This is a genomic window from Paenibacillus sp. CB74 (assembly GCF_055687625.1).
In genome coordinates this window covers 1,746,566-1,773,272 of record NZ_CM146009.1, presented here as the reverse complement: position 1 = coordinate 1,773,272, position 26,707 = coordinate 1,746,566, and the positions used below count along the sequence as shown (strand labels likewise).

The following is a 26,707-nucleotide window of genomic DNA, read 5'->3' as shown; positions in this document are numbered from 1 at the left end:
CATGAGATGAAAACAGATATGACTGTAGATACGAAAGGATTGGCATGTCCTATGCCGATTGTTAAAGCAAAGAAAGCACTGGATAGTCTGGAAGCCGGACAGATCATGGAAGTCCTGTCTACGGATAAAGGTTCCCTTAATGACTTTCAGGCTTGGGTGAAGCAAACGAAACATGAATTGATTTCTCATGAGGAAAAGGATGGAGTGTATACGTTTTACGTTCGAAAAATCTAAATCACTACAATAAGCGAACACGCAGTAGGAAGCCGGGCAAATGTTCGCGTGTTTAAAACTGGCTTAATTCAGATTAAGCCAGGGAAAGGAGGAGAACTATGGATTTCCTCATGTTGATCATTATGATCACTCTTGGCTTAATCGGGTCCTTTTTCTCAGGGTTGTTAGGGATCGGTGGGGCCATTATTAACTATCCGCTATTGCTGTATGTACCTCCACTATTCGGGGTAGCTCATTTCACAGCTCATGAGGTTTCTTCAATTAGCATGTTTCAGGTTTTCTTTGCTTCGCTTGCAGGCGTTCTGGCATTTCAGAAAAACAGCAAAGGAAAGCTGGAGCCACCCGTCATTCATAAGGGACTCGTTGTTTATATGGGAAGCGGGATTCTGGCAGGAAGTCTGATCGGAGGATATATATCGGGATTGCTTCAAGGAGATGTTATTAACCTGATCTACGGCATTCTTGCTTTGTTGGCAGTTATACTGATGCTGATTCCTCGCAGGGGCTCGGATAATATACAAGATCATCTTCAATTTAATAAAATCATCGCGGTTGTGTCAGCGTTTATCGTGGGTATTGTCTCGGGAATTGTCGGTGCGGGCGGGGCGTTCATTCTCATTCCCATCATGCTCACCATTCTTAAAATACCGACACGTACGACCATCGCTTCTTCACTTGCCATCGTCTTTATCTCAGCCATCGGCGGGGTAATTGGAAAGCTTACTGGCGGACATATTCCTTTATGGCCAACTTTATTTACAGTCGTAGGAAGTTTGATCGGTGCTCCTCTAGGATCCAAAATCAGTTCCAAAATCAATGTCAAGGTGCTTCAGTATGGACTCGTTGTATTGATTGCGCTGACAGCCGTGAAAGTTTGGTCAACAATTCTTTAGAGGAGCGAAACACATTCTCAAGATATTGTAATTTATGTATTCAAGAAAGCGGGGATTAAGATTAATGGCAGATAAATCAACGATCGTCTTATTCAGCGGGGAGCTGGATAAAGCAATCGCGGCGTTCATTATTGCAAATGGAGCAGCGGCATATGATCACGAAGTAACGATATTTTTCACGTTCTGGGGGCTGAATGCTCTTCGGAAAGACGAGGTTATCCAGACCAAAAAAGGTTTTCTGGAAAAGGCCTTTGGATGGATGATGCCACGAGGAGCCAACAAACTTGGTCTTTCCAAAATGAATTTTGGCGGTTTGGGTCCGCAAATGATTAAACATGTTATGAAAAAACACAATGCCTTATCCCTGCCTCAATTGATGGAATTGGCACAAGAACAAGGAGTGAAGCTGGTTGCTTGTACCATGACCATGGATCTTCTAGGTTTAAAACAGGAAGAGTTACTCGATGGTTTGCAATATGCAGGTGTTGCTGCTTATCTGGGTGATGCATCGAACGGAAAGGTAAACTTATTTATTTAAAGGTGTAAGCTAACCTTTTTTGCTCTATAATATACCTATACTGGTATGCTATAAAGGAGAGTAGATTGGATATGGAATATCATTATTCAGATAGCTTAAAAACACGTTTGCGCAAAATTGAAGGACAGGTCCGTGGTGTGCTTCGTCTAATGGAAGAAGATAAACCTTGTAAAGAGGTTGTTGCTCAGTTGTCCGCTGTCCGTAATGCTTCTGACCGGGCTCTAGCACAAATTGTGGCAGATAATCTCCAACAATGTATCAAGGCTGAACAAGAAGCTGGCAATAATGATACGAGTAAGTTAGTGAAGGAAGCGGTGGAGCTTCTTGTGAAAAGCCGATAGGCAAGGTACAAGAATCAGAATTAAAATGGAGAGTCTGGCTAGACTTGAGAAAGTTCTAGTCTGTTGTTACAATACCCATAGGGGTATATGTTTAAAATGATAATGGACGGCATATGGATACATTCAGCATATGTTCGGTTTGAAGATAAATAGAAAGCATCTTGAAAACCATATTTTTTATAAAAGGAGCGGATGTAGATGGCATTTCAAATTCCAAAAGTAATCACCCCTCAAGAGGTATCGTCGCAGTTGAAACAAGGGGAGCAGCTATACCTGCTAGATGTTCGGGAGGATGCTGAGTGGGAAGAAGGACATGTACAGGGGGCAAAACATATTCCGCTAGGCCAGTTGATGGAACGGGTTGAGGAACTGCCAGTCTCACAAGAGATCATTGTGATCTGCCGAAGCGGGAACCGTAGCGGCCTGGCCTGTGAACTTTTACATGAGAAAGGGTTCCAGATTGTGAATATGACAGGCGGTCTTAGCAACTGGACAGATTACGATCAATTGGTTAGATAAGACCTGTTCACTGCAGGAATGAAAGCACGTGGAAGAAAGGATGTTATGAATGACACTGGTGTATATTGCAGCTACAATTGGTATCCTATGGCTAATCATTCAGCTCTGGCCGGTCTCCTCCCTAACCTATGTGAACAGCAAGGAATGGGACCCGTCACAGAAACGGTGGTCTAACGTCAGAATACTGGATATCAGAGACTCAAGCGAGTACTGGCAAGATCATATCCCGGGTTCAATTAATATATCCATTGGCCGATTGTCTGCAGTCTGGATGAAGGAGCTGTCACCCGATCAGGAGGTCATGATCTTTTCACGGAATTGGCTATCCCGCCAAAAAGCAGCCCGCATACTGGCACGCCGTGGATTCAGACAGTTGTATGCAGTGAAGGGTTGTTATTTTGCCATGAATAGAAAGGGAGAGTCCAGTGAACACAAGCACTGTTATTAATATCGCCATTTTGCTTCTGATTGTATGGTTCCTCTATACTCGACTGAAGCCGGTCACCGGCTTGACCAACCTAAAACCGGATGAATTCCGACAGGCCATCAAAACAAACCCTCCAGGCATGGTGGTGGATGTGCGCGAGCCTGCTGAATATAAAAGAGGGTATATTCCGGGAGCAATTAACATCCCCTTGTCGCAACTGCAGCAGCGATTAAGCGAGATTCCACAGAACAAGCGTGTTTTTCTATACTGCCAGAGTGGCATGCGCAGCAAGAGTGCAGCCAAAATATTAAGCAAGCAAGGCTACACTCAGATCTCTAATCTTCAAGGCGGCGTAAGTGCATGGAGAGAAAAATTGATTTCCAAAAAATAAATTCCCCACCTATATGCTGTATAACAGCAGTCCATTCATCGGGCTGCTGTTTTTTGACGTTTTTCAAAACAAATAATTATACCCGGGTAATATTGACTTTATATTTTTACCCGGGTAATATAAAAGAGTCAAGGTAAGATCAGAGAAGGAGGAGTCATATGCAAGCTTCATCACACCCAATCAGCTACACCGCTTTTGTGGATCGAGCCTGCTTCGCGAAGGGCTCATTACAACATGTTGTTGGTATTGCCAAAGATAATCTGGAGGACAGTCAACTTGCACAAATCCTTATTTTCCATGATGGGACAGGTAAACCGGTTGACGTTGATTTTCGCGGGAGCACCGTTGAAGTGCTTGACCGATTACACGGCGAGGGTATGGAAGGGCCTACTTCGGATACAACAGAAAAAGAAAATGAACAGCCTGCTCGCAAGGTTGGTCGTCCCAAGCTGGGCGTAGTATCTGGCGAAGTTACGCTACTTCCCAGGCAATGGGAATGGTTGAAAGCTCAACCCGGAGGCGCTTCTGTCACATTGAGGAAACTGATTGATGAAGCCCGCCGTGTGGGTGAGAGTGAAAGTAAAGTTCGTGCCGCTCAAGAAGCGACGTATCATTTCATGACTGCAATGGCAGGCGACTTTGACCAGTATGAAGAGGCTCTGAGAGCACTGTATGCCGGCAATGAAGCTCTTTTTTACGAATGGATTGATGACTGGACGCCAGATATCAGAGACTATGTTAAGGATTTGGCCAAAGGTGCGTTCATGCAACAAATATAAATTTGAAGGAGAATATTTTAATGAATAGATTAAACGTTAATGGTATTGATCTTGCTTATGACAGTTATGGCGATGAAAAGCATGAAACCATTCTCTTGATCGCCGGGCTGGGAACACAAATGATCCGATGGACGGCCCCCTTTTGTGAAATGCTGGCAGCCAGAGGATACAGGGTAATTCGTTTTGACAATAGAGACACCGGATTATCTACTCATTTTAGTCATCACGATCCTCTGGATTTTGAAACACTCGCCAGAACACTTATGTCAGGACAACGCCCCCATATACCTTACACGCTTGAGGATATGTCTGATGATACGATTGGATTGTTAGATGCACTGGACATCGCGAAAGCACATATTGTTGGACGTTCCATGGGTGGTATGATAGCCCAACTCACTGCCAGCCGTTATCCCGAGAGAGTGATCTCGCTAACTTCAATCATGTCCACTACAGGCAATCCAGAACTTCCGCAGACTTCACCAGAGATCATGGCGTTAATGACTCGTCCAGCTCCGAACCCGAGAGAGGATGAGGCAGGATATCTGGCTCAAAGTACGGCTTTTGCCAGACAGATTGCAGGTACGGGTTATGCGTTTAACGAGGAAGAGTATCATTCCATGATTCGTGAAGAACTGCGACGAGCGTATGATCCGGGCAGTATCGGAAGACAAATTGCAGCTATTGCCGTATCCGGAGACCGGCGTCCGCAACTCGCAAAAATAGGTGTGCCCACGTTAGTCATCCATGGAGCGGAAGACTCCATGTTTGTGCCAGCATGCGGAGAAGACACGGCGAAAGCCATCCCGGGCTCCGAATATATGGTGCTTAAAGGCATGGGACATGATTTGCCGGAACAGCTGTTTGGAACGGTCATTGACGGAATTGTTCGAACAGCTCAGCGTAACAAACCGAATTGAAATGATGAATCATAGACCTCCAAAGTGGCCTTAGAAAACAATTTCTAAGGCCTTTGTGTTTATCTTTAGATAATAGATAATCTGACGATTTTATCGTCAACAAGTACAAAATGATAATTCAATAATAGTGGATCGGGTAGACCAGTCTTGTCGTAGGTACCATCGAGCTTGCATGTTAGCACAATTTCATCTCCTATTTTTTTTGCCTTTGTTGGCTTTAAGGTTACATTCGCCGCGAAATGGTTTTGATCACTCCATTCCCGAATCGCCTGTTTACCATTTCGCTTTTTTCCTTCATCTAATACAACGGCATTTTCTGAAAAACAATCTACAAATACTGCTGGGTCTGGTTTATTAGATGCATGAATGTATTTGCTAATTACAAACGGTAAATGATTGAGATCCATATTGTTCCTCCTCTTATTAAATCGCATTAGACGGTAGGGATAGTTCCCCCATCAATGACATATTCACTACCTGTAATAGATGCTGCTCGGTCTGATACCAGAAATGCGGCCAGCTCAGCGACTTCTTCAGGAAACCCTGGCCGTCCAATGGGGATACCTCCGAGTGAAGTCATGAGTTGTTCAAGAGCACTTTCTCGACTTCCAGTTTCCGCTGCGATCCGATCAATTAGTGCGTCAGCCGCTTCTGTCTGGATAAACCCTGGAGACAATGTATTTATGCGAATTCCTTGAGGGGAAAATTCATTTGATAGTCCCTTGCTATAATTAGCCAGCGCGGCTTTTGCAGATGCATAAGCCAGTGTAGTTTCATATAAAGGCAAACGTCTTTGGATAGAAGTGAAATGAAGAATAACGCCTGAATTATTTTCTAACATAAGTGGAATTAAGCCACGATCAAGTCGAACTGCTGCGAGTAAATTCCAATTTAATGCATGAAGCCAATCGTCATCATTCAATACAAGTGCGCCTCCAGGTGGTGTGGTTGATCCACCTACGCAATGGACAATAATATCGATGCCTCCAAGTTGTTCTTTTACTGCTGTAATTATTTGATCTGTACCTTCAGGTGTGGCGACATCTGCTTGAACAAATTTCACTGAATTGGGCAAGTCAGTGGATACTGAACGGGCAGTAGTAAGGACTGTAGCTCCGGCGTTTGCAAGTCTTTTTACAACAGCTTGTCCCATTCCCTTTGTTCCTCCAGTTACCAGCACCTTTTTGCCTTTAAATTCAGATAGAGAGTACTCAAATTCTTTATGCATAATTATTCCTCCTAGTAATAATATTCAATGATTAAAAACTGCTTTGTCTCTTAACATTGTGTTATGAGAGAGGAGCTAGAACTAATACTACACTTGCCACTTTCATAACGTCCAATTTATTATAATAATGAAAATGATGAATAATATTAATATAGGAGGTTGTCCTAATGGAACTTACACAATTAGAATACTTTATGACCGTTGCACGGCTTGAACATATGACATTAGCCTCCAAAAAACTCGGTATTACTCAGCCAGCGTTAAGTCATGCAATTGCCAAGCTTGAAAATGAAATAGGAGCTCCATTATTTGAGCGCAATGGACGCAATATAAAGCTGAACCGAAACGGTACCATGTTCTCTAAATGGATTGGTAGAGCCCTACAAAATATTGAAAATGGGCTCAGGGAAATCGAAGAGTGGTCCAATCCTGATACGGGTGTAATTACGTTGTCTTATCTAAACATTCTTGGTGTTGAATTGATTCCTAACCTAATCCGGAGTTATCAATTGAAGTACCCTAAAGTGCGGTTCGAATTGACACAAGGAAATTTAGGGGATATCGATGAACATCTAGAACAAGGATTTTCGGATGTTATGATTACATCGAGGGAATCTACTTTGGACAATCATCACTGGAAAACGGTTCAAAATGTTCCTTTATATATCGTTGTTTCCTCCCAACATCGTTATGCAGATTGTAATGCTCTTAGTTTGGCAGAGCTATCTGGCGAGCCGTTTATTGGATTGAAAAACAACTGCGGATTAAAAGAAACGATCATGTCCCGTTTTCGACATACCGGTTTTGTTCTTGCTTCGGCTTATGAAGCGGAGGACCTGATCACTGTAGCCGGTTTTATCAAATCGGGTCTTGGTGTATCAGTATTGCCAAAGACATTGGGGTTAATGTTAGATGAATTGGTCTGGATCCCTATCCTTGATGAAGGATGGTACTGGGAAATCGGGTTGAAGTGGAGAGAAGATCATCATATTTCTCCAGCAGCCAAAAGGTTTATTGCATTTGTTGAAACTTTACATCCAAAAGAATGACCGCCAAAATTTAGGATTGAAGAAGTCATGGCAATATGCAAGAACATCTATCTATTAAAGTCGCTTTTTAAGCGACTTTCTTATATTATTGGTACAAGATCATAGTCAATTACCTAGAAGTTATCCAAACGGGGCACCGAATGGGACTTTTTTTTTCTAGCACGGAAGAATATTTCGAAGAAATGATAGGGTGATAGGGATGAGAAGACTGGAGTCTGGCATGACAATAGACAACGAAATATTCACTGATATTGTCAGGTATGAACACGAAACGATCAGCGAAACAACCATAACAAATTCGAATATTGGTTCACCTATATTTTGGAGCTGTAACCTGAAACATCTTGTATTTGATACCTGCGATTTTACCAATGCGAGATTTTTTGCCGGTTGTACGATTGATCATTGTACTTTTATCCGTTCCGACTTACGCTCTGTTGGCATTGCCAGGAACGAAGCTGTTTTCACCAATTGCGAATTTCCCTCCTGCGATCTGAGAGGCATGACATTGGAGAATGCAACGTTTATCGACTGTACTTTTTTTAAATGCCGATTTAATGACCGGATTCTACAAGCGGCGAATATCGTCAATTGTTCCTTTACCGGCAAGCTGGTGGATATTACGTTTGAAGGAGATGGCACACAAAAGCTAATCGCCAATTTTGAAAACTGCATCCTTGACGGAGTTCGTTTTGTAGGCTGTGACCTAACGCAATGTATTCCGCCAAAATCAAAAAACCATGTATATGTTGAACAGGTATCCTCACGTGTGAAAAAGGCTATGAAGAAGATAGACGATGACGCTGATCTATCTGACGATGTTCGGAAAGTACTCGTCCGCAATCTGCGCAAGCTTGAGCATATGGAACAATATATTTTTAACACGGCGCATATGAAGAAAATATATGGTGATGTATTTGTTGAACGATTTTTCAGCAGTCTGGAATAATGCGTAAACAACTCGGCCGTGGAAAAATGTCAAAGGACACGAACATATTTTCATTAAATCGCTATTTCAGCGGCTTATTTTTTTTGTACAAGTTCGTGTTTCGATTGAAGAAAAAAGGACTTGTTCTCATGTTGTATCTCCAATTAAACCTTTTACAATCATTGTCAGTAAGCTATAATAAAATAATCGATGGGAATACCGAATATAAAAGTGAAATAATGTAATTGTTCGAGACAAAGTATAAGTAGAAATTGATTACGGGATCGGCACGGCACATTGTGTTGAGTGACGTGAATCCATATAAAAAAATCGGAGGTATCGTTATGATCAAGAAGAAACTTTGCACAGCCGTTAGCGCAGCTTTAATCGTTTCTATGCTGGCTACTGGCGGAATCGTCGTTTTCCAAGGTAAAACAACATTAGAGGTAGCGAAGTCGGCAGGAGATAAAAAGGTTGAAGTTATTAAAGCTATCCAAAGCACCTGATGCAAAAGTCAACAGGAATCAAAAAACTTCAAATGTTACATAAAAAAAAACCAAAGTTCCGATTGGAACTTTGGTTTTTTTATGTACTTGCATGTAATAGAAGGAGAAGATTGTACTACATTCCATTACGTGCCCGGAACTTCAGGCTGCAAGTTTTCTTGTTCCTCCAGCAGTCGTTTCAGCTTTTGGCGCTGCCGTTTTTCCTTCTGACGTCGCTCTTTGTCCTCAGCCTGCAGTGCCTTGAGCAGGGAGAAACACATCCCGATAAGGACTACAGCGAACGGCAATGCAGACACGATGGAGGCCGTCTGGAGGCCGTTCAATCCCCCACTAATCAGCAACACTACCGCAATAGCGGACTGCATGATTCCCCAAGTCAATTTCACTCTTGTACTTGGGTTTAGCTTGCCATCTGAAGACAGCATGCCTAACACAAAGGTAGCCGAATCAGCCGACGTAATAAAGAAGGTCATGATGAGGAGTGTTGCGATGAATGCTACGATCGAGCCCAAAGGCAACTGCTCCAACATAAGGAATAGGGCGGTTGTCGCATCTTCCTTGACGGCTTCCGCCAGATGAGCGGCATTGAACAATTCCATGTGAAGTCCGGTTCCGCCGAAGACTGAGAACCATATAAATCCGAAAAGGCTTGGAATAACCATGACGTAAATTACAAATTCCTTGATGGTTCTGCCTCTGGATACTCTTGCGATAAAAGTGCCGACAAAAGGAGCCCATGCGATCCACCAAGCCCAGTAAAATAACGTCCATGCTCCAATCCAGGTTTCTCTTGAGAACGGCGTCAATCTCAAACTCATGTTAATAATATTCTGCATATAACTGCCCAAGGTTGTCGTGAATGTGTCAAATATGAAAGAAGTCGGTCCAGTCGCTAATACAAACACCATCAATAGCACAGCTATAACGAGGTTGGTGTTGCTTAGAATCTTAATCCCTTTATCCAGACCGGAGGTTGCCGAGATTAGAAACAGTACGGTTACAATTGAGATAATGACAATCTGGGACAACGTCGAGTTAGGAATACCGAATAAGTAATTCAGTCCCCCACCAATCTGAAGTGCACCCAATCCAAGAGAGGTTGCAACACCAAAGATGGTGGCAATAACAGCCAGAATATCAATGATCTTGCCAAGCCAGCCAGCCGCAAGACGCTCACCGATCAGAGGAATAAAGGTAGAACTGATCAACCCTTTATAACCTTTCCGGAACTGGAAGTAAGCGAGCGCCAAACCGATAACGGTATAAATCGCCCAAGGATGCAGCCCCCAGTGAAAGAAGGAATAACGCATGGAAAGTCTTGCTGCCTGCGCAGTTCCGGCTTCTGCTCCTTCCGGGGCAGATAAATAGTGGGACAGGGGCTCGGCAACTCCCCAGAAAACCAGTCCGATTCCCATACCAGCGCTAAACAGCATGGACAGCCAGGAAATCGTAGAATATTCCGGTTCATCATCGTCATCCCCCAGCCTGATCCCGCCAAATCGGCTGAATGCCAGATAAAAAGCAAAGATCAGGAAGAACAGTGTCGCTAACAAATAAAACCAGCCAAAATTCTGAATAGAGAAGTTGTAGGCAACGTTTGCTGCATCCGCCAGCTGATCAGGAGCGACGCCCCCCCATATTGCAAACAGTGCAACGATGATAATTGTGATGGTAAATACCATGATGAGACCTCCATTATGTAATCTTCATCCAACTTTTCCTTAGTATGTGCTAGTCCGGCTAGTTATCATTCGGAAATCCAGCTGTTGATAACATAAAACAATTCGACGTGTATTGAAACAGGTGAGGAGAAAGTCCTCTTTTTCAAAGGAGAGGATTTATCGATTTTTGATGTCCCCCAAGGAGAAGAAATGTTGAATAAAAAATGATAAGAAGGGGGAGAGTAGGGAGAAAAAGGGGGGGGAAATCCATGTACCGTTTAACCGTTCTAGCCATTAGTCTTTTTCTGTTCTTTGGAGCATATCATACTGCCGAAGCATCAGAAATATCCACATCTTCTCTCATTAGTGATCTACAAAAAGGGGGTTACATCCTTTATGTCCGACATGGAGATGCAACAGTTGGAGTTGATCAACCAGATTTTAGTCTGACAGATTGCTCCACACAGAGGAATTTAAGTGCGCTTGGAAAGGAACAGGCAGAAAAATATGGTCATGCTATTCGGAAACTAAATATCCCCGTCCATTTCCCCGTGGAAGCAAGTCCCCTGTGTCGAACTCTCCAAACTGCTCAGATTGCGTTTGGTGCACAAAATGTAAAAGAAAATACATTTTGGTTAAACATATATAAACTCAGTCAAAATCTGGACACAGAAAATATAAACAGTACAATTCAAGCATTTACAAATGAAGTGGAGCAAACCTCTCCAACGAATTCGAACAGGCTTATTGTAGCTCACTCTTTTCCTAGCGGTCTGGGATTAGGAGAACTCTCGAGTATGGAGACATTCATTATTAAACCACTGGGAGACCATAAAGGGTATCAAGTTGTTGGAAAATTGAAACTAGAAGATGTTTTGCAGCAAGCTGGAATGTCTTAGATGTCGAGGGACAAGAAGAACATATGCTCATTCAAGTCGCTATTTTGGCGGCTTTTTTTATCGTTTCCTGACGGAAAAATAAGAATCTAGAAATTAATAAAATCATATACTTTATATAAAGTGGTTCCAAGAGAGGGATTCTACGTTCAAAATAGAATACATTATGAAGGATTGTCTATTTTACCAATATTGGCTATATCGATCAAGAAAGACGATTCTCAAAATAATGAGAGGACTGATTATATTAAAACCACACAACTTTTAAATATGTTTGCAAATGAGAACAGTAACTCTAAACACGGTGGAACGATATACGCCTTTACTCATTATGGCTATGCTAAGCCTGACAATAGGTCGAGAGGTTTGTAAGGGGCTATTTTACCATTGTGATATGCAGCTTATGCGCTACTCCTTTTATCTTGCGTGTCTAGCAGCCGTACTAAGTATCTCTATACTTGTTTTGTCTGAAGGAAAGGATATAAGTACATTGCTTGCTATCTGGTTTATGACGATGACACTGTCCATATTTTTCTCAGTACATCATCTATTGGTATATTATGTATTCTAACCCTACACAACGGAGTTGGACACCAATAATCCTCTTTTTACATTAGTGAACAGTCTTATTTCATTAGGCTTTGTTATAACGATGTTTTTAGGTCCAACTCTGTGGGTGCTCACTGTTATCTTAATTGTATTGACTGTAGGCTGTCTGTTCAGTGCGGTACCTGTCGTATCCAAATATGCTCAAAATAACTTTAGAGTGAAGTGAAAGAAAGCCCCAATCATTTTAAAACGCTACTGACATAACGTTGTCAGTAGCGTTTTTTTATCATTGGATATGTAAAAGTAAAAGATATGGATAAGTAACATGTCTGTTTTACAAAAAAATAGGACACAGTTAGATTTAGAAAGGATGATATATTGTGAATTTTTCTTCTGTACGCATCATTACTGACGACGTGGATCGTCTCGTTGAGTTCTACGAAAAAGTCTTGGAGGTTACGGCAGAACGACCTGCACCGGTATTTGCCGAACTCGTTGTGCCATCATGTACCCTTGCAATAGGACATACCCAGACGGCACAGTTATTCGGTACGGATGCTGTACTGAGCGCTCATAACCGTACTGTCATTATTGAGTTTCGAGTCGATGATGTAGAAGCCGAATATGAGCGCTTAAAGTCATTTGTCGATCATTGGGTAAAAGAACCGACCATGATGCCGTGGGGAAACCGTTCCATGCTGTTCCGCGATCCCGATGGCAACCTACTTAACCTTTTTGAGCCCGTGACTGAGGATGCGATTAAACGGTTTAAAGATAGACATTAACGTACAGTTTCAATGAAATTTGTTCATCTACGACGAATTGGAGTATGATTGGGGAAGACATTACTTCTTTGGAGGGGGACATCTGTTTTGGATGAGCAGTTTCTAGATTTATTGGCCGAAAAATATGATACGGAAGAAAAGATCGTAACCGAGATCATCAACCTTGAAGCGATCTCCAATCTCCCGAAGGGAACCGAGCATTTTGTCAGCGATTTGCATGGGGAGTTCCAGGCATTTCAGCATGTACTAAGAAACGGTTCGGGTACCGTCAGAGAGAAAATCAAAGAATTATTCCGGGAAGCTTGGACAGATCAAGAAATCAATGATTTTGCCGCATTGGTTTATTATCCGGAAGAAAAAATACAGCTGGTTATAGGTGAACTGAGCAATAAACAGGCTCTGAACCAGTGGTATAGACGAACGATTGAACACATGCTTAAGCTTATCTCTTATGCCTCTTCCAAGTATACGCGCTCGAAATTGCGTAAAGCTCTGCCGGAGCAGTATGTATATATTGTAGAAGAGCTTCTATATAAGACGGATTCGACCAACAATAAGGACCCTTATTACGAGGAAATATATCGACAAATTATATCTTTGGACCAGGCGGACAAGCTCATCATCGGCCTTGCTTATACGACCCAACGCCTGGTAGTTGACCATCTTCATGTGGTTGGAGATATCTATGACCGGGGGCCGGACCCTGATAAAATTATGGACACGCTAATCAACTACCATTCTGTAGACATTCAGTGGGGGAACCATGATGTCCTCTGGATCGGTGCTTATGCGGGTTCTCTGGTCTGCCTTGCGAATATTATCCGGATCTGCGCCAGGTACGATAATCTGGACATCATTGAAGATGTGTACGGAATCAATCTGCGCCCACTGTTAAATCTGGCGGAGAAATATTACGAAGACAATCTGCCCTTTAGACCTAAACTGCAAGCTGGCCATAACGTATCGGAGCAGGAAATTCTGCAGATCACCAAAATTCACCAGGCCATTGCCATGATCCAGTTTAAACTGGAAATCCCGATTATTAAGAGACGCCCATACTTCAATATGTCTGAAAGACTTTTGCTGGAGAAGATTGATTACGACAACCATGAAATTAATATCTGCGGAAAAACGTACACGCTGGAAAACACCTGTTTTAGCACCGTAAATCCGCAGCAGCCTGAGCAATTGCTGGAAGAAGAACGTCAGGTAATGGAAAAGCTCCTGTTCTCCGTTCAGCATTCCGAAAAACTGGCCAGACATATGAACTTTCTTATGAAGAAGGGTAGTCTTTATTTAAAATATAACGGAAATTTGTTAATCCACGGCTGTATTCCTTTGGATGAAGAAGGAAATATGGAAGAAATGCAGATTGAAGACAAGACATATGCGGGTCGTCAATTGCTTGATGTTTTTGAAGATTATCTACGCTACGCCTTCGCGCATCCGGAGGAGACAGAAGATCTGGCGACGGATATGGTATGGTACATCTGGACAGGGGAATGTTCCTCGCTCTTTGGAAAGAGAGAAATGACTACGTTTGAACGATATTTTATCCAGGATAAAGAAGCACATAAAGAGAATAAGAATCCCTACTACCATTTACGTGAGAATGAAGAGGTCTGCCGGAAAATCATGCAGGAGTTTGATCTGAATCCGGATCATGGACATGTCATTAACGGCCACACGCCAGTCAAAGAAATTCGTGGAGAGAGCCCTGTTAAAGCAAACGGCAAAATGATCGTGATTGACGGCGGTTTTTCCAAAGCCTATCAATCCACAACGGGCATTGCCGGATATACATTGCTGTTTAATTCCTTTGGCATGCAGCTCGTCGCCCATCAGAAATTTAATTCAAAAGAAGATGTGTTATGCAACGGAACGGACGTATTGTCTGTAAAAAGACTGGTGGATAAAGAACTGGAACGAAAACTGGTGAAGGAAACCAATGTTGGAGAGAAGCTGCAGCAGAAAATCTCAAATTTGAAGGACCTTCTGGAATATCACTATATGAATTAAAACGATTGCTAAAAACATCCGGATCAAATGTTGGAGTGTAATTAAACACAGACGCTCGTACAGGCAGGGAAGTAAATACCCTGCCTGTACGAGTTTTTCTTTTTTAAAGGGAGCGATGTAACAGAAGGCAGGAGCCTATGAGATGCCACCGCCACAGGAATCAATTATCCCTTAGTATTGATCCAGATGGGTAATTCCTCTTGAGTATAGGTTCTGCACTAAATTGAGAAATTCTTCTGATGATAAATCCTTTTCACGCTGGAGCCAAAGACGAAATAAAGCAAGGGAAGTTGTCAGGTAAAACTCAATTAAGTATGGCGTTATATGTCATTCAACAGATCATTTTCAACAGCGTCTAACAATGCGTAAATGTCCGTAAAGTATTGATAAAAGGTGCTGCGGTTATATCCTGAGTTTTTTGCAATTTCCTGAACCGAAATTTTTTCAATCGGCTTTTGACTATATAGCTCACAGAAAACTTCTATAAACTTTTGTCTTGTTTTCTCCGTTATTTGAGGTTGCTTTTTCATGTTTTCCTCCTGTTATGGATTACGAGTATTATCCGACAAATATTAAAAAACTGCTGGTTGATCAAGGCATAATGAAGATTTATAATCGCATCATACAACATGTTGTCTGATAATCAAAAGGAAATATTATTACCTAGGGGGGTGGATCATGTCAACCACACAAGAAAGAATTTTAATTTTTGGTGCAGGTGTTATCGGGAGCATGTACGCAATTAAGTTTATTGAAGCAGGATTTGATGTTACCGTGTTTGCACATTCGAATAGATATAGATCATTGAGAAAAAATGGCCTGCAATATGTAGAAAAAGGGGCAGTTAGATCGATTAAAGTGAATGTCATTGATACACTCGAACATGACGATGTATATGATTTTATTTTCGTTACCGTTCGTTATGATCGATCCGAATCAGCGTTGTTCGCGCTAAAAGATAATCAAAGCAAAAATATAATTACGATGACTAGTAACTCCATTGGATTTTCCTCGTGGCTGGATATCGTAGGAGATAGACTTTTACCAGCTTTTCCAGGCTTCGGAGGACAGATTAAAGATGAAGTATTACATGCTCGATTTTTACCAAAGTTTATAGCTGCAACTGTATTTGGAGAAATTAAAGGTGTGGTGACAGAGCGTATAGAGAACCTTGCAAAATTATTTAAGACAGCCAAGCTTCCCTACGTTATTAAAAAGGATATGCAATCGTATCTCATCACACATTCCGTATCAGACATTGCCATGTTGAGCTTTTTGCATCCTCAACATAAGATCATTGATCACAAAACAGCCAGAACCAGAACGACGGCCCACCGAATAACAGTCACTTTGAAAACGTATCTAAGGGCAATACAACAAGCTGGCGTTTCACTCGATCCGCCCATTTTTAAAATGGTACTTAAATTTCCGAATTTATTGTTGGATCTATTTTTTATGACATGGCTGCGAACTAAAATGGTTAGGGATATGATGTTGCCGGATTATGCAAATAATGCGAACAATGAGATTTTACAACTGAACAATGATTTGAGGAAATTTTTAAGTCAAAATGATATTACATCGAGAACGAACTGGATGGATAACCCAAAAGAAATGTGAAATGAAGCGATCACTTGTATCTCTCAGTTACCCTCGGTCCGTCATATTTCTTGAGCCGCTTGCAACTGGAATAAGAAAATAAAAAAATTGACATGAAACCAGTTACATATTTTAATCTTGTTTTGTAGCGAGAGATCACAATCATTCATGTAGAACTCATGATGAGTTTTTCTAAACACTTATTAAATATACATTATAAAGTGTTTAAATAAAGTGGATTATCTCCAGCACAAGAGCAAACAAATTATACAATGGAGGGCATAAATATGATTAAACTGGTAGTCACTGATTTAGATGGAACGTTTTTGAACAATAAGGGTTCGTACGATGTTGAACTTTTCAAAAAGGTTTATGCCGAGATGCAGCAAAAAGGAGTTACTTTTGTAGCCTGTACCGGGAAACAATGTGAACGTGTAGAAAAACTGTTTGATGAACATGGCAAAGGAGTCTGGATTCTGGGTGACAGCGCTGCTCGAATCAAAAAAGATGGTGAAGTCATCAAAGAGTTCAGCATGGAAAAGGAACTTGCCATGAAGGCGATTGATCGAATTCAGGATTTCGACAACACGATGACTCTTATCGTATGTGCAAGCGATGCTGCTTACGTTCATTCTTCCATTTCGGAAGAAATGTACGAAGTCGTGAAAGGCTCCTATGAACGTGTAATCAAAACAGATTCCTTCGAAACCATCGAGAGTCAATTTATCAAAATTACGGTCTTTGATACAGAAGGACGCAGTACAGCATTAAGAGCGCATGTGGAGGGTACAATGTTTGGACAGGTTTACATTGTTGACTCGGAAGCCAGATGGCTGGATATTACGGCATTACACACACACAAAGGAGAGACCGTGAAGAAGCTGCAAGACATGCTGGGTGTCACATACGAGGAGACGATGTCATTTGGTGACGGTGAGAATGATGTGGAGCTTATGGCCATCGCCAAATATAGTTTTGCAGTAAGTAATGCTTGTGATAATACGAAAAAAGCAGCAAACTTCATCACGAAATCCAACGAAGAGAATGGCGTTCTTCTAACGGTTCAAAAAATACTGGATTTGCAGTAATCCTTGTCTGACAAGGTACTACATGTTCGATCTAACGGGGGCAATCTTAGGATTGCCCTATTTTCATTGGATAAAAACGTTACTTGGGGTCCGAGTCGTTGTTGGTAACTTGTTTGCGATAATGCTGTGGAACTACACCCATCTGTTTTCGGAAAATGGACGAAAAATAACTGGAGCTTTGAAAACCGCAGGCAAGTGCAATTTCACTTATGGATCTCCGTGTTTCTTTTAACATTTCACAGCTTTTCTGAAGTCGATATTGGGTGAGATAGTTGTTTGGCGATTGGCCCACATATTTGTTAAACAATTGGCAACATCGACTTCTGCAAACAGCTCCGGCAGATGCGATCTCCTCAAGTGTTATCTTCTGATCATAGTTCTGGTGAATGAATTGAGTCATTTCCTGAACATGCGTTAATATGCCAGGTTGACCGGAAACAGGCTTCAACTGATCGCCAATTGTAGCGCACAACGACAACGCTTGGGATACCAAACGAAGTGGATTGGGAGGCGTATGTTCCCTATGCATTTCCCGATAGAGTTCCTGAATGGACTGTACGATGTCTTGTTGCCAGGCCATCTGCTCTGTGAGTACAACAAAATCAGCCATATTGGAACTGAACTTCTCTTCCCAGTACGTCTTAAGATATGAAGTTTTCTCTCCAAGGATAGAGGGATGAATAACGACCACCAGGAACGAACAATCGTCGTGATCCGCAGCAGCGTAACCAAAATGCAAACGTTGGCTATTCACAAAAAGTCCGTCTCCTTGATGCAATCGCGTGATACTTCCATTAACCGAGAAATCCATTGATCCCTTTAATATATAGATAAACTCCAGATCCACATGCCAATGTGCAACTGCGGCATGATTATCAAATTGATGAAGGCTTCCTTTGCGGACATAAAGGGGGACATCAGGAAGATTATAATCCAACCGTTCTGATAAATCAGAGAACACCTCTAAATCTGTCATTGAGAATCCCTTCTTTGCACAAATGTATACGATATTAATAAAATTATAGCCAATATTGATGGAAACAACAACGATTACGTACTATCTTTATATTATTGAGAACAACCGAGAGGACAGATACAGGTGAGAAAACGCATGCAGATTCAAGGGTTCGGCAAACGCGATTTTAATCGAGAGTTAGTCTCGCTTGTAATCCCCATTGCACTACAAAATCTAATATCCGCAACGGTGATATCTGTTGATGTGATCATGCTGGGTATGATCAGTCAATCTGTAATGGCAGCCGTATCACTCGCCGGACAAATCACCTTTACCTTAACATTGTTTTACATGGGATTGTCAGCGGGGGCGAGTATCCTCACTGCCCAGTACTGGGGGAAGAAGGACTCATTAACCATACAGCGCATTCTGAGTATTGCCTGTGTATTCTCCCTAAGCATATCGATTCTGTTTTTCTTGTCTTCCTTCCTGATTCCCGATACACTCATGCGCTTATTCACCAATGATCCTGAATTGATTCAATATGGTTCAAGGTTTTTACAGTTTAATTCCTTTTCTTACCTCGTCATGGGATTATCGCATATGTATCTGAGTGTAGTTCGAAGTATGGAAAATGCAAAACTCAGTGCGTGGGTCAGTTCATTATGCTTGGTCTTAAACATTATATTTAATGCTATTGGCATTTTTGTACTATTCCCATCCAATCCGGAACTTGCGATTGCGGCAGTGGCTCTTGCCACGGTCTTGGCACGTATAATTGAACTGGCATGTTGTGTGATTCATTCCTTTACTAAGGGATCCATTCGCTTTCGTTTACCAGTACGTGACAGTATGCATCGTAATCTATTAAAGGATTTCCTGAGATATACCCTGCCTGTGCAGGGGAATTATATCGTATGGGGAGGAGCACTTACCGCTACGGCTGCCATTATAGGCCATGTGAACTCCGATATGGTAGCGGCAAACTCCATCGCATCTGTAGTCAAGAACTTGGCGGTTGTTCTCTGTGGCGGCATAGCTACCGGGGGCTCTGTACTGATTGGAAAGTATCTGGGGCAGGGTGAAATGGAGAAAGCTAAGTATGCGGGTAACCACATGTGTTATTATGCACTCATTTTTGGAGCCATTGCAGGTTGTAGCATTTTGCTTATTAAACCTTTAGTTTACTCCATCGTCAGTCTGAGTCCAGTCGCTCAAAGCGATCTGGATGGCATGTTATACATTAGTGCGTATTATTGTATTGCGAAGTCTTTTAACTCCACAACGATAGCAGGTATATTCCCGGCCGGTGGAGATGCGAAGTTCGGATTATGGTGTGACATGGTTGTCATGTGGCTTATTATTTTACCACTTAGTTACCTGTGCGCTTTTGTTTGGCAAGTATCTCCCATTTTTTTATACGTCATCATCAGCTTAGACGAGTTAATTAAACTACCCATTGCTTTCACCCGTTATCGTCAGTTTAAGTGGCTCAATAACTTAACTAGAAACTTTACATAAACCTGATCTTACCAGGGGTTATGTAACTTACTCTACTAAATAATAGCTTTTCATAAAGGAGAAGATGATATGAATATCCGTGAACGAATGGCAAGCAAACAATTATTTTCAGATGATGATGCAAATTACCCGAAAGAGGCTGCGGAATTAGCCAAAGCACGCCAGCGAGGTAAAGCCTTATGCTATGAAATAAATAATTTGCATCCAGATGATGTTGAAATGCGAAACACGTTAATGAAGCAGCTTTTTGGCAGTATGGGGGAAAATGTGTGGATGGAGCCGCCACTTCGGATGTCCTATGGCTCAAATACGACCCTAGGGAATAATGTATATATTAATTTCAATCTGACCGTGGTGGATGACTATACAGTAACCATTGGGAATGATGTCATGTTTGGCCCAAATGTAACGATTGCTGTAACGAGTCATCCTGTGCACCCTGAGAAGCGCAAAGAAGGCGGAATGTTTGCATTGCCCGTGGTTATTGAAGATGGGGCGTGGATTGGAAGCGGAGCGATTATTCTACCAGGCGTCACAATTGGCGAGGGTAGTGTCATTGGTGCCGGCAGTGTTGTAACCAAGGACGTGCCTGCAAACGTAATTGCTGTTGGAAATCCATGCAGAGTGCTTCGTGAGATTACCGAACAGGATCGAGAATTCTACTACAAAGATATGCGTTTTAATCAGGTTGAATGGTAAAAGAAATGACATCTACCTTCTGGAAAGGAGTTCATTGATGATTATAGATATCATATATGCGATTATTACATTGTTAACTCTGTTTTTTGTCCTTAGAGCCATTGTTCATTCCCGGCGAACCCATTTCATAGCTAGTAAAATGAACAGACATTTAGAACATTACTATAATGAAGATGCCTATCATAACGATATTGCCTCTAAGGATTAACATTGGTATCTCTTCCACGTTGCATTGCTCACCTGGTATGACGGTTTTGCATTCAAATGATCTGGTGAAAACATATATCAATACAGTCTGGATGGAGAGTCATTTATCAGCTTTGGTTAAGTCTTCCACTTGGATGGGGGCATTATCGAGGAGACCGGGTCGGCGTGTACAACTTGAACCACGAAGCAGAACAAGGCTATGCGGATGTAGAATTCTTCAATTACGATTCTGAAGATGCTATTAAAAATCGTTGATTCATCTTCCTGGAAACTTAGCGGCTATTACTCGGAATATGTTCTTGTCCCAAACCGAAGACAAGACCCATATTCCGATAGTGTCCCAATCAGTTTACGCGATAGATGGAATTCAAGTAATTCGAAATTAATGCGGTATCATCCAGAGAGGTACGCAGTGCGATGTAACCGTCGGGACGAATCAAGACGAGTTCTTTGCTTGCTACATTGTATATTCGATAGGCATTGCCTTCTGTGTCTATGATGCCTTCCGTCCCATCTGCGTTAGATGGCAGGATATAATGCACATGGAGTTCATCGTCGGTGAAGTTATTTAAGGAAGGAACAATACAATCAACGCAGTTTGCAAAAGCCAAAAGCGTCCAGTGTGGGCCGCGCAATAGGTCAAATATACTTCCTGCAAATCCGGTGCCTTGCAGGCCCGTAGCATTAGGAGCACGGTCCCCAGGAAAGGGAGAGGCAGTCTGGGGTAAAGCATACGGGCGAGTAAGAGAACTTGACCGATAGGAAATGAGGAGTCCACTCGTCAGATCGTCGGATATGGTACTCAAAGATTGGGACAACTCTCCGCTTTCTGTCACCGTTGCAACAACCGCTCCCATCTTCTTCGTGCTGTCCTCAAGCACGGCTTGAGCCACAGGACGGCGCTCTTCATCGTACGTGTCGAGTAAGGAGGTATCCGCTCCGCGAATGACAGCAGCGAGCTTCCAGCCCAGGTTGTACGCGTCCTGTATGCCGGTATTCATGCCTTGACCGCCTGCCGGTGAATGAACATGGGCAGCATCGCCAGCAAGGAAAACGCGGTCTTTACGATAACGTTCTACCATTCGAACGTTGACCCGGTAGATGGACAGCCAGGAAGCATCTGTGAGTCGAACACGTCCAGCCCCGGCGCGCCGGTCAAACATGGCTTGATATATCTCTAGCGACGGCTGCTCTGGTTCTTCGTGGTCTGCTGGAATGGTAGCCTGCAGTTGCCAAATATCGGATTTCGGCAGCGGTGTCACTCCGACCATCCCCTCTGAAGATGTCCAAATATAGATACGGTCACGATCTAATCCTTCCAATCGTACATCGCCAAGATACCATCGCTCATGATCGTGTGTTTCTCCAACCAGCGGTAATTGAATAAACTTGCGAATATTGCTTTTGCCCCCGTCAGCGCCGACGACATAACGAGTGCGAATGTGCTCTTCCCCTTGTGAGGAATTTACGGTTACCGTTACACCATCCACATCCTGAACAAGCCCTGCAGCTTCCATGCCCAACTCAACATGCCCGCCAAGCTCTGCATATTGGTCACGCAATGCTTTTTCCACATCAAATTGAGCAATCCAGACCGGATCACGATAGGGGGTTTCAAGTTCGACGCTGGCTGCCACGGTAATAGACGGCTTATCCACACTCCTGCCATCTGCGGTATAATAACGAACAGGCAGATCTACGACACCTGTGCCAACAATGTGATGAACGGCGTCCAAGTCATCGACCACTTCAAGCGAGCGAGGCTGGATTGCTTTAGCACGAGAAGCAACGTTGTATAAGGTGCTTCGTTCAATAATACGATGGGCGACGTTTCGACGGGCAAGATCGCAGGCAAGTGTAAGCCCAGTGGGACCGGCCCCGACAATAAGAACATCAACAAAAGACCGCATGGTATTCATGGTTGAACCCTCCTTGATCATTGTTTTGATAGGTTACAAATGTTATACTACACCGTGCAGTGTAGTTTGTAAACAAAGCTTTCACTCTAAGCGTTTTCTGATAGCATACATATAGGGGGAATAGAGGAATGGAACATACGGAAAACAAGAAAATCCGAAAGGGCTCTTCTGACAAACGAGCTAAAATTATTACAGCAGCAAGAGATCTATTTCTTTCAGATGGTTTTGAGCGTTCCAGTGTCGATGCGATCGCAGCAAAAGCAGGTGTTTCCAAACGGACCGTTTACGATTATTATGGTGACAAACAAAACCTGCTGCTTACCGTTGTGGAAGATTCCAGCTCTGCGGTTCTTGACATGATCGAGCAAGGGATTTCAGACCACCTCTCGGAATTCACAGATCTGAAACAGGCACTCATCTTGTTTTGCGAGCAAATAGTAGCTTCTGCGAACGGCTCATCCGACTATAAGGCTTTGATCCGTTTGGTTATGGTGGAAGCTGCCAACCTGCCAGACTCATTTTTGGAAAGGCTGGATAAGGCAACTGAAGAAAGGCTCATCAGGAGATTTACAGCGTTTGGTCAAGACGGATTGCTTGATGTGCCCGATCCTGAAATGGCTACCAAACATTTCACTGCATTAACGTTTTTATTGGTCTTTAATCAACCTGGACAAACAGGAACATTGGGGGCGGAACAAACCAAACATATCATCACTGAAGGGGTACGTGTCTTTCTTTGCGCATATGCACCCCGTGGCGTTTAAAACGAAAATCAACCTCATCCGTACGAATTGCGATTTCGCTTATCGATAAAACACTGGTGGGGCTGCCAAATTAGCATAAACATATGCTGAAGATATGTAGGCATTCAAAAGCAGAACAGGAAGAAGGTCTGGGCAGATTACACCCAGACCTTTATTCTTACATTAGATTATCCGTGGAGGGAGTGCAAGGTAACTGATTGAGCTTGCTTTCAGGCTCTTCACCATTTTCTACACGTTTTATATTCTTTATAAAAAAATCATATCTTGTTTTATGATATTTCCGACCATCAGGCATTCCCGCTGTATGGGGAGTAAGTATTACATTACTCAGATTCCGGAGCTCACTGTCCAGAGGAAGGGGTTCAGATTCAAACACATCCAGGCATGCACCTGAAATATCCCCGTTTTTTAATGCATCTATTAAGTCCTTTTCGTTGACAATCCCGCCACGGGCTGTGTTGATAAAAAGAGATGTATTCTTCATTTTTTTGAATGTCGCTTTGTTGATCATCTGTTTGGTCTGTTGATTCAAGGGTACATGTACACTGACGATGTCCGATGTGCTTATAAGCGTATCGAAATCCACCATTTTCACCAAATCGTCCGATTGTGCAGTGGCATTTCTGGCATAAGCCAGCACATTCATATCAAAGACCCTGCAAAACGCAGCTACTTTTTTTCCGATCGCGCCCAAACCGATAATCCCAATCGTTTTGTCTTTTAATTCACTCCCTGCATAGTCTAATTGATGTTCATCCATCTTGTTTTTCATGAAAGTATCCAGAAACGGTATGTTTTTATAATAAGACAATATCAGTGCCATTACGTGCTCGGCCACTGCCTGTGCATTTACTCCTGCAGCATTGGCCACCCAAATGCCGAGCTGTGTACAGGCAGGGACATCCACATTATCATATCCCGCACCCGTCTGTACCAATTTCAATTTTTTTGCGATAGAAAGCAGGCTATGATCCACTTTAATATGTTCAGGAATGATTACCTGACAATCTTTAATATGATGCAGCATTTCGTTTCCAGGCGGAACAATTACAACGTTCCAGTCTTGCGGAAAACACCTTGCAATATTTAATTTTGAGGTCTCGCTAAAATAGCCAACGATGAGAATCTTCATTTGTCAAACCACCTTTCATAACCTATACCATTTTTCAAATATAACACGTATGATGTTCGTTATTGAGTAACGTCGTTAGGAGAGTATGGAAAAGAATCCAAATAAACAATATACTAGCTATATAGTTTTTTGTAGAGGTGAATATCAAATGGATGAAATGCATGAATCAAAACAAATTGTATTACAAATCGGCATTGCATTGAAAAAGTACAGAAAAGAAAAAAACATGACCTTAGACGACTTATCCGAATTAACAGGCGTAAGCAAACTTACACTGGGAAATATAGAACGTGGCGAGACCAATCCAACTTTGGCCATTATATGGAAAATATCAAAGGGAATATCTTTACCGCTATTGGCTTTGTTCACAGCAGAGAAACCTGTTAGTTTGTATCGGGCAGGCGAGGGACTGCGGTTTTCTAATGATGAAAAAAATTGGATCATTGAACCCGTTTTTAAAAGCAATGATATTGAAATGTGCCGGGCTTATTTACAGCCAAACAGCTCATATTACCCTGAAGGTCATCATGTGAATACAACTGAAATTGCGACAGTAATGACCGGTTCCATTGAGTTACAAGTCAATGGAGAGATTCACATATTGAATCAATATGATACGATCAGTTTCCGTGCAGATTACCCTCACGCTTATACCAATCATACGAATAGCGAAACAGTGCTCCATATATCCTTAAAATATGGTTTCTAAAAGTCGAAAAGCCACTTATTAAATGCAACTCCGAATTCCATGACGGAAACTCGGAGCTGCATTTTTTTAGGTGGTTTTAGTATATCATAAAATATTTATTGTTTAATAAAGTATATTATAATATACTTTCTTTATTCGCGCGAATGTTATAGCAAAGTTTTTAAGCAGCAGGAAGGAAATATAATATGCAAGAATACAGGAAGGAGACATAAAGAATGCCGACTAAACAAAATAAAAAATTCGTGCCATCCTCTATAGCGTTGATCATTCTCGGCATTATCGTTATTGCAGCTAATTTACGCACGCCCTTGACCTCAGTTGGTCCTTTAGTGGGTTTTATAAGGGATGACGTTCATATTTCTAATACATTAGCAGGTCTGATCACAACGGTACCTTTGCTTGCCTTTGCTTTATTATCACCTCTCGTACCCAAATTAGGGAGAAGGTATGGGGTTGAGCGTATCATTTTGATTGCCTTAATCTTGCTGACTGTTGGTATTGTAATACGATCTTTATCTGGTGCAGTTAATCTGTTTATTGGGACAGCAGTTCTTGGATTCGCCATTGCCGTATGTAATGTATTATTGCCGAGTATAATCAAACGGGATTTTCCAAATAAAATCGGATCCATGACAGGAGTTTACTCTATTTCAATGAATTTATCTGGGGCAATCGCTTCGGGAATCAGTGTACCGCTAGCCATAACCGCAGGGCTAAAATGGCAGGGAGCACTGGCGGTATGGGGGATACTAAGCTTTGTATCAATCCTGTGTTGGTTACCCCAATTAAGAAATCAAACGGACCAAACAGCCAAGACGAGTCAACAGATGGCCAGCAACGATGTGAATGTCTGGCGATCCCCACTTGCCTGGCAAGTAACGATTTTTATGGGGATACAGTCCATGGTTTTCTATGTGTTGATCGCATGGTTGCCCGAAATTTTAAAGCAGCAAGGAATTGAATCCAACCAATCAGGCTGGTATCTCTCCATCATGCAGTTAGCTATGCTTCCATTTACCTTTATTGTGCCTGTGATTGCTGGGCGTATGTCTAGTCAACGCTTGTTAGTCGTCATCACAACCATTTTGCTTTTGAGCGGGACGCTCGGACTTCTTTACGGCAGTTCCACTATCATTCTGTTGTGGATCATCATACTCGGAATTGGTGGAGGCTTCGCCTTTAGTTTGGCCATGATGTTTTTCGGGTTACGCACTGAAAATGCGCATCAAGCAGCGGAACTATCTGGTATGGCCCAATCGATCGGATATCTTCTTGCCGCACTCGGTCCAGCTCTTATAGGATATCTGCATGATGCAACAAATAGCTGGAACCTGCCACTTTTCATTCTTCTAGGGGCTTCGATCTTACTCTTTTTAGTGGGTATAGGAGCAGCAAACAACCGCTTTGTGGGTAGTCAAAATAGTTACGAAATGTCACGGAAAGGATGATAA

At 42.3% G+C, this 26,707-nt stretch carries 29 protein-coding genes; 22 read left to right on the top strand and 7 right to left on the bottom strand.

Going from position 1 to position 26,707, the window contains the following annotated elements; translation table 11 throughout:
• The first annotated feature begins 6 nt into the window (after nucleotides 1–6).
• The 9 genes from ACX9NY_RS08055 to ACX9NY_RS08015 all read left to right on the top strand — a co-directional run bounded on the left by ACX9NY_RS08055 (nucleotide 7) and on the right by ACX9NY_RS08015 (nucleotide 5,042).
• Entirely contained in the window at nucleotides 7–234 is a 228-nt protein-coding gene (locus tag ACX9NY_RS08055) for a sulfurtransferase TusA family protein (protein WP_339233650.1), read from the top strand.
• Nucleotides 235–332: 98 nt separating this feature from the next.
• On the top strand, nucleotides 333–1,127 hold the full coding sequence (locus tag ACX9NY_RS08050) for a sulfite exporter TauE/SafE family protein (protein WP_339233652.1): 795 nt from the start codon (nucleotides 333–335) through the stop codon (nucleotides 1,125–1,127).
• Between the two features lie 64 nt (nucleotides 1,128–1,191).
• Nucleotides 1,192–1,665, top strand: coding sequence for a DsrE/DsrF/DrsH-like family protein (locus ACX9NY_RS08045; protein ID WP_339233654.1), 474 nt, complete (start codon nucleotides 1,192–1,194; stop codon nucleotides 1,663–1,665).
• A 71-nt stretch (nucleotides 1,666–1,736) separates the two neighbouring features.
• A complete protein-coding gene (locus tag ACX9NY_RS08040) occupies nucleotides 1,737–2,006 on the top strand; it encodes a metal-sensitive transcriptional regulator (RefSeq protein WP_339233656.1) in 270 nt (89 codons plus the stop codon).
• A 198-nt stretch (nucleotides 2,007–2,204) separates the two neighbouring features.
• A complete protein-coding gene (locus ACX9NY_RS08035) occupies nucleotides 2,205–2,525 on the top strand; it encodes a rhodanese-like domain-containing protein (RefSeq protein ID WP_339233658.1) in 321 nt (106 codons plus the stop codon).
• Between the two features lie 49 nt (nucleotides 2,526–2,574).
• Nucleotides 2,575–2,973, top strand: a complete 399-nt coding sequence (locus ACX9NY_RS08030; protein ID WP_339233660.1) for a rhodanese-like domain-containing protein — start codon at nucleotides 2,575–2,577, stop codon at nucleotides 2,971–2,973.
• Nucleotides 2,951–3,343 carry a rhodanese-like domain-containing protein gene (locus tag ACX9NY_RS08025; protein ID WP_339233662.1) on the top strand — a complete coding sequence of 131 codons (393 nt, stop codon included), beginning with the start codon at nucleotides 2,951–2,953 and terminating at the stop codon, nucleotides 3,341–3,343. Before ACX9NY_RS08030 ends, ACX9NY_RS08025 begins: the two co-directional genes overlap by 23 nt.
• Nucleotides 3,344–3,501: 158 nt before the next feature.
• On the top strand, nucleotides 3,502–4,122 hold the full coding sequence (locus ACX9NY_RS08020; protein ID WP_339233664.1) for a DUF2239 family protein: 621 nt from the start codon (nucleotides 3,502–3,504) through the stop codon (nucleotides 4,120–4,122).
• A gap of 20 nt (nucleotides 4,123–4,142) precedes the next feature.
• Nucleotides 4,143–5,042, top strand: a complete 900-nt coding sequence (locus ACX9NY_RS08015; RefSeq protein WP_339233666.1) for an alpha/beta fold hydrolase — start codon at nucleotides 4,143–4,145, stop codon at nucleotides 5,040–5,042.
• A 65-nt stretch (nucleotides 5,043–5,107) separates the two neighbouring features.
• Here the strand turns inward: ACX9NY_RS08015 and ACX9NY_RS08010 are convergent, their stop codons facing one another.
• Entirely contained in the window at nucleotides 5,108–5,449 is a 342-nt protein-coding gene (locus ACX9NY_RS08010; RefSeq protein ID WP_339233669.1) for a nuclear transport factor 2 family protein, read from the bottom strand.
• 26 nt (nucleotides 5,450–5,475) lie between these two features.
• Nucleotides 5,476–6,270, bottom strand: a complete 795-nt coding sequence (locus ACX9NY_RS08005; RefSeq protein WP_339233671.1) for an SDR family oxidoreductase — start codon at nucleotides 6,268–6,270, stop codon at nucleotides 5,476–5,478.
• A 167-nt stretch (nucleotides 6,271–6,437) separates the two neighbouring features.
• Here ACX9NY_RS08005 and ACX9NY_RS08000 point away from each other — a divergent pair, with 167 nt between their 5' ends.
• From ACX9NY_RS08000 to ACX9NY_RS07990, 3 genes are all read left to right on the top strand, one after another.
• Nucleotides 6,438–7,319, top strand: a complete 882-nt coding sequence (locus tag ACX9NY_RS08000) for a LysR family transcriptional regulator (RefSeq protein ID WP_339233673.1) — start codon at nucleotides 6,438–6,440, stop codon at nucleotides 7,317–7,319.
• A gap of 220 nt (nucleotides 7,320–7,539) precedes the next feature.
• The gene (locus tag ACX9NY_RS07995; protein WP_339243093.1) at nucleotides 7,540–8,268 is read left to right on the top strand and encodes a pentapeptide repeat-containing protein; all 729 of its coding nucleotides are present in this window, start codon (nucleotides 7,540–7,542) and stop codon (nucleotides 8,266–8,268) included.
• A gap of 323 nt (nucleotides 8,269–8,591) precedes the next feature.
• Complete coding sequence (locus ACX9NY_RS07990) at nucleotides 8,592–8,753, top strand: hypothetical protein (protein ID WP_339233675.1); 162 nt, start codon at nucleotides 8,592–8,594, stop codon at nucleotides 8,751–8,753.
• A gap of 125 nt (nucleotides 8,754–8,878) precedes the next feature.
• On the opposite strand, the gene ACX9NY_RS07985 is transcribed toward ACX9NY_RS07990, so the two are convergent.
• Nucleotides 8,879–10,435 (bottom strand): glycine betaine uptake BCCT transporter, encoded by a 1,557-nt coding sequence (locus ACX9NY_RS07985; protein ID WP_339233677.1) that lies wholly within the window; start codon nucleotides 10,433–10,435, stop codon nucleotides 8,879–8,881.
• Nucleotides 10,436–10,683: 248 nt separating this feature from the next.
• On the opposite strand from ACX9NY_RS07985, the gene ACX9NY_RS07980 reads away from it, so the two are divergent.
• From ACX9NY_RS07980 to ACX9NY_RS07970, 3 genes are all read left to right on the top strand, one after another.
• Nucleotides 10,684–11,313 (top strand): histidine phosphatase family protein, encoded by a 630-nt coding sequence (locus tag ACX9NY_RS07980; RefSeq protein WP_339233679.1) that lies wholly within the window; start codon nucleotides 10,684–10,686, stop codon nucleotides 11,311–11,313.
• Between the two features lie 926 nt (nucleotides 11,314–12,239).
• Entirely contained in the window at nucleotides 12,240–12,644 is a 405-nt protein-coding gene (locus ACX9NY_RS07975; RefSeq protein ID WP_339233681.1) for a VOC family protein, read from the top strand.
• Between the two features lie 87 nt (nucleotides 12,645–12,731).
• Nucleotides 12,732–14,663 (top strand): fructose-1,6-bisphosphatase, encoded by a 1,932-nt coding sequence (locus tag ACX9NY_RS07970; protein ID WP_339233684.1) that lies wholly within the window; start codon nucleotides 12,732–12,734, stop codon nucleotides 14,661–14,663.
• 320 nt (nucleotides 14,664–14,983) lie between these two features.
• On the opposite strand, the gene ACX9NY_RS07965 is transcribed toward ACX9NY_RS07970, so the two are convergent.
• Nucleotides 14,984–15,193: a TetR/AcrR family transcriptional regulator gene (locus ACX9NY_RS07965; protein WP_472478003.1), complete on the bottom strand. Its 210-nt coding sequence runs from the start codon at nucleotides 15,191–15,193 to the stop codon at nucleotides 14,984–14,986.
• 148 nt (nucleotides 15,194–15,341) lie between these two features.
• Between ACX9NY_RS07965 and ACX9NY_RS07960 the strand changes: the two genes are divergently transcribed.
• Complete coding sequence (locus tag ACX9NY_RS07960; protein ID WP_472478001.1) at nucleotides 15,342–16,283, top strand: ketopantoate reductase family protein; 942 nt, start codon at nucleotides 15,342–15,344, stop codon at nucleotides 16,281–16,283.
• 266 nt (nucleotides 16,284–16,549) lie between these two features.
• The gene (locus ACX9NY_RS07955; RefSeq protein ID WP_472477999.1) at nucleotides 16,550–17,350 is read left to right on the top strand and encodes a Cof-type HAD-IIB family hydrolase; all 801 of its coding nucleotides are present in this window, start codon (nucleotides 16,550–16,552) and stop codon (nucleotides 17,348–17,350) included.
• Between the two features lie 79 nt (nucleotides 17,351–17,429).
• On the opposite strand, the gene ACX9NY_RS07950 is transcribed toward ACX9NY_RS07955, so the two are convergent.
• Nucleotides 17,430–18,326 carry an AraC family transcriptional regulator gene (locus ACX9NY_RS07950; RefSeq protein ID WP_472477997.1) on the bottom strand — a complete coding sequence of 299 codons (897 nt, stop codon included), beginning with the start codon at nucleotides 18,324–18,326 and terminating at the stop codon, nucleotides 17,430–17,432.
• Nucleotides 18,327–18,449: 123 nt separating this feature from the next.
• Here ACX9NY_RS07950 and ACX9NY_RS07945 point away from each other — a divergent pair, with 123 nt between their 5' ends.
• Together ACX9NY_RS07945 and ACX9NY_RS07940 are read left to right on the top strand one after the other, a co-directional pair.
• Nucleotides 18,450–19,826, top strand: coding sequence for an MATE family efflux transporter (locus ACX9NY_RS07945; RefSeq protein WP_472477995.1), 1,377 nt, complete (start codon nucleotides 18,450–18,452; stop codon nucleotides 19,824–19,826).
• Between the two features lie 69 nt (nucleotides 19,827–19,895).
• Complete coding sequence (locus tag ACX9NY_RS07940) at nucleotides 19,896–20,525, top strand: sugar O-acetyltransferase (RefSeq protein ID WP_342569967.1); 630 nt, start codon at nucleotides 19,896–19,898, stop codon at nucleotides 20,523–20,525.
• A 551-nt stretch (nucleotides 20,526–21,076) separates the two neighbouring features.
• On the opposite strand, the gene ACX9NY_RS07935 is transcribed toward ACX9NY_RS07940, so the two are convergent.
• Nucleotides 21,077–22,651 carry an FAD-dependent monooxygenase gene (locus ACX9NY_RS07935; RefSeq protein ID WP_472477993.1) on the bottom strand — a complete coding sequence of 525 codons (1,575 nt, stop codon included), beginning with the start codon at nucleotides 22,649–22,651 and terminating at the stop codon, nucleotides 21,077–21,079.
• Between the two features lie 128 nt (nucleotides 22,652–22,779).
• Here ACX9NY_RS07935 and ACX9NY_RS07930 point away from each other — a divergent pair, with 128 nt between their 5' ends.
• Nucleotides 22,780–23,415, top strand: a complete 636-nt coding sequence (locus ACX9NY_RS07930) for a TetR/AcrR family transcriptional regulator (protein ID WP_339255363.1) — start codon at nucleotides 22,780–22,782, stop codon at nucleotides 23,413–23,415.
• 157 nt (nucleotides 23,416–23,572) lie between these two features.
• Here the strand turns inward: ACX9NY_RS07930 and ACX9NY_RS07925 are convergent, their stop codons facing one another.
• Complete coding sequence (locus ACX9NY_RS07925; protein ID WP_339255365.1) at nucleotides 23,573–24,547, bottom strand: NAD(P)-dependent oxidoreductase; 975 nt, start codon at nucleotides 24,545–24,547, stop codon at nucleotides 23,573–23,575.
• Between the two features lie 148 nt (nucleotides 24,548–24,695).
• Here ACX9NY_RS07925 and ACX9NY_RS07920 point away from each other — a divergent pair, with 148 nt between their 5' ends.
• Both ACX9NY_RS07920 and ACX9NY_RS07915 read left to right on the top strand, forming a co-directional pair.
• A complete protein-coding gene (locus tag ACX9NY_RS07920) occupies nucleotides 24,696–25,256 on the top strand; it encodes a helix-turn-helix domain-containing protein (RefSeq protein ID WP_339255367.1) in 561 nt (186 codons plus the stop codon).
• Between the two features lie 215 nt (nucleotides 25,257–25,471).
• Nucleotides 25,472–26,704, top strand: a complete 1,233-nt coding sequence (locus ACX9NY_RS07915; protein WP_339233771.1) for a CynX/NimT family MFS transporter — start codon at nucleotides 25,472–25,474, stop codon at nucleotides 26,702–26,704.
• The last annotated feature ends 3 nt before the right edge of the window (nucleotides 26,705–26,707 follow it).